This window comes from Arhodomonas sp. KWT (assembly GCF_010993615.1).
On the sequence record NZ_WNXE01000341.1, the window covers coordinates 1 to 2,038 of the forward strand.

The window sequence follows — 2,038 nt, forward strand, 5'->3', positions numbered from 1 at the left end:
CGGTCCGCCATCTCGTCCCGGGTGATCACGGACACCGAGCGCGGTGTCTCGATCAGGGGGACATCGGCCTTGGTTGCCGCTGCGCTACTGTAGGCGACATAGCCGTCGGCTGCGCCGTCCGCCGTCTCACCGGCGGCCTCCACGCGCACCGGGTCGAGCTGCAGGGAGGTGCTGCCGCCGGCCGCCCGGGTCAGCACTACCGTGCGCTCGTCGGTGAACCGCCAGGCGAGGCCGGTGCCGCGAAGCAGCCGGTCCAGTGCCTCGCCGACCGTCAGCCGGCCGGTCACGGTCCGGCTGCGCACGCCCTCGGCGATGTCCGTGGCGACGGTGACCTGCAGTCCGGACTGCTGGCCGAAGGCGTTGAGGGCGCGGCGCAGGTCCCGGGTCCGGATGTCGAAGACTGCGGTGCGCTCGGTGCTGGCGGTCCGGGTCTGTGTGCCGCCGGGGGCGGTGGCCGCCATTGCGGGAGCCGCGGCGATCAGGCCGCCGGCCAGCAGGATGGCGATGGAGGATGCCGTGCGCGGGTGTCGACGGTGTCGCCCAGCGAGGGTGGTGGATCGGTTCGGGATGTCTGTCATGGGCGCTCTCCATCCAGGGTGAAACGAATAAGTCCTATTCGTGTTGTCGCCCCCTGTGACGAATGGCGCCGCGTTATTTTTCACCCCCCGTCGTCGCAGTGTCTTCCGGACCGGTTACCAGTCTCAGCCACGGTGAGACGTGGTGGATGGTTCCGCTATGGGGGCCGACCACCGCCCGGAGCGCTGACTCCGGGGCGGTAAGGTCGTAGGTACCGGTGATACGACGTGTCTCCAGGCCGGATGCGGCGAGCACGGTCCAACCGGGGAGATAGGGGCGAAGCCGGTCGATGGCGGCGCCGACGGTGGCGCCGTCAACGTACAGCCGGCCGTCGGTCCACAGCCCGACGGCTTCCGGCGGGACGCCGGTGCGTTGCTGTGCCCGGTCGGTACGCCTGACGGTCAGGCGTTCGCCGCGTCCGAGTGCAACCCCGGGCGTGGCGTTGCGGGTGTCGCGTACCCGCACGTGCCCGGAGCGCACGCCGACCGCGATGGCCCGATCCGAGAGGCGGACGCCGAAGCGGGTGCCGGTGACGGTGACCTCGACGTCGTCCGCGTCGACGGTGAACGGGCGTCCAGCATCGGAGCGCACCTCCAGGTAGGTGGCGCCGCGGAGGAGGTCTATGCGGCGTCGGGTGCCGGAGAAATCGGTGGCGACAGCGCTTTGCGGGGCCAGGTGCAGGGTGCTGCCGTCGGGGAGCGCGACTTCCCGGATCTCACCGGTTCCGGTGCGGTAGTCCGCCTCCATTCGCAGGAATACCGCCGGCAGGGCGACGGCCAAGGCCACGGCGGCGGCGACGGCCATGCCGGCGCCGGTCATTAGTCGTGTATGTCGTCGGCGCGGTCGCCTGCCCGGGCGGTGGATCTCCTGCGATGTGGCCGTTGAGGTGTGGGTCGTCGAGGGCGCCTCGGCGGCGTCCGGCGCAGCGAAGTGGACGCCGGTCTGTTGCCAGGCGTGCAGGACCTGTTCCCAGGCTTCCCGGTTACGCGGGTCGGCAACCAGCCAGGCCGCAAACGCACGGCGTTCCGTTTCGTCGGCATCGTCGAGCCGGAGAAGCCACTCCACCGCGGCTTCCTGCTGCTCGGTGGGCGAGGGCCGTGACACGCGATGCCTCCGTTGCCGTGCTGTGTCTGTGTTGCCGTCAGTCGATCGGTGCGGAGGGGAACACGCGGTCCGCCCACGATCGGCAGTCCGTATGGTGCGATTTTCAGTCATTGGCTGCCAGGCCCACGGTGACGTGCAGGATGGCGCGTTTGACCAGTCGATGGGCGGTCGCCACCGAGATATCGAGGCGGTCGGCGATCTGCTGCAGGGTGCACCCATCGACCCGGTGCATTCGCAGTGCCGTGCGGGCGTCGTCCGGAAGGTCGTCGACGAGCATAGTCACCCGCCGCAGCGTCTCGTCTCGCCCGGCCTGTTGTTCGGGCGGGGTTGTCGGTGCCGGGCCCATCAATGCCATCGC

The 2,038-nt window shown here is 70.2% G+C and carries 3 protein-coding genes; all 3 read right to left on the reverse strand.

The window, feature by feature from the left end; translation table 11 throughout:
• Positions 1-578: STN domain-containing protein (locus G7A99_RS18675; protein ID WP_205599922.1), on the reverse strand; the 578-nt coding region annotated here is incomplete at its 3' end.
• A gap of 73 nt (positions 579-651) precedes the next feature.
• A complete protein-coding gene (locus G7A99_RS18680) occupies positions 652-1,680 on the reverse strand; it encodes a FecR domain-containing protein (RefSeq protein ID WP_163143016.1) in 1,029 nt (342 codons plus the stop codon).
• A gap of 103 nt (positions 1,681-1,783) precedes the next feature.
• The coding region (locus G7A99_RS18685) for a sigma-70 family RNA polymerase sigma factor (RefSeq protein ID WP_205599923.1) at positions 1,784-2,038 on the reverse strand (255 nt) is incomplete at its 5' end.